Source organism: Acinetobacter sp. (genome assembly GCF_036666595.1).
GTDB lineage: Bacteria > Pseudomonadota > Gammaproteobacteria > Pseudomonadales > Moraxellaceae > Acinetobacter.
In genome coordinates, this window is sequence record NZ_JAVWVO010000058.1 from 1 (window position 1) to 826 (window position 826).

At 51.6% G+C, this 826-nt stretch carries 1 protein-coding gene; it reads right to left on the minus strand.

Annotation, left to right across the window (positions count from 1 at the left end):
• On the minus strand, positions 1–826 hold an 826-nt coding region (locus tag RR876_RS16710; RefSeq protein ID WP_332637159.1), incomplete at both ends, for an efflux RND transporter periplasmic adaptor subunit.

Sequence of the window (826 nt, forward strand, 5' to 3'; positions counted from 1 at the left end):
GACATAGGTGCCTTTTGCGCCATGCTGAATGGCGTCATTCGGAATGCTGACCGCATCCTGAATGGTTTGGGCATTCAGTCGGATATTGACAAACTGGTTCGGAAACAGCGCATCATCGCGGTTATCAAACACCGCTTTTAATTTCAATGTCCCCGTATTGAGGTCAATTTGGTTATCCAAAGCCTGCACCTGTCCTAAAGCCAATTGCTTTTGCTCGGCTTTATCCCATGCACTGACTTGCGCTTTCTGCCCTTTGCCGGCTGCTGCGCGCAAGGTGTCTAAATAGTTTTCCGCCACTGCGAACTGCACATAAATCGGATGAACCTGCGTCACCGTGACTAAGCCGGCCTGTTCATTGGCCTGAATTAAATTGCCGGCATCCTTTTGCTTAAATCCAGCCCGCCCCGCAATCGGTGAATAAATTTTGGTATAAGACAATTGCAGTTTTGCGGCATCCACTTGCGCCTGATTGGCCTGAATTTGCCCTTTCAGCTGATTCACCAAAGCCTGCTGCTGCTCCACCTGCTGTTTGGCAATAGAGTCCTGCTTAAACAGCAATTGATAGCGCGCCAGCTCAGTTTCCGCATTGCGCAGCTGCGCCATATTCTGCTGCTGAGTGCCTTGCGCCTGAGCCAGTTCCACCTGAAAAGGCGCAGGGTCTATTTGCGCCAGCAGCTGGCCTTTGGCAACCAAATGGCCTTCCTGAAAATAAATGCGCTGCAGCGCGCCTGAAACCCGGCTCTGCACATTCACCGTATGTGCAGGAATAACCGTGCCAATCGCTTTCAGTTCAACGCTTAAATCGCGGCGCTCAACCGCAACGACC